This window comes from Paraburkholderia sp. SIMBA_054 (assembly GCF_046534875.1).
Lineage (GTDB): Bacteria > Pseudomonadota > Gammaproteobacteria > Burkholderiales > Burkholderiaceae > Paraburkholderia > Paraburkholderia hospita.
The window spans coordinates 1-270 of the sequence record NZ_JAWRXV010000826.1 but is presented as its reverse complement, the minus strand read 5'-3'; the positions used below and the strand labels follow the sequence as shown (position 1 = coordinate 270).

The 270-nt window shown below is 44.4% G+C and carries 1 pseudogene; it reads left to right on the top strand.

Annotated features, from left to right (window positions below):
* Positions 1–17 precede the first annotated feature (17 nt).
* Positions 18–270, top strand: a pseudogene (locus SB822_RS57405) (hypothetical protein); the annotation flags it as partial.

Genomic DNA, 270 nt, shown 5'->3' with positions numbered 1-270 from the left:
ATAAATACAGCGACCGCTTGGATACAGTCGCATTTGTCGGGATCCATACAGGGCATTTAGGATTTTATGCTGACTGGAAACCGGTTGAGATTGAAAAACTTGTCTTGGCGATTGCGAAAAAGGAATTCGAAGTCATTGAGTATCCATTGCTGGAAGTGACGGTTCATTACCGCAATGACCAGGAATCTTCTACTTATTTGGCCTTGAACGAATCGACTGTGAAATCCCCGGATGTCACGCTCGTCATGGATGTCTTTTTGAATGACAGCC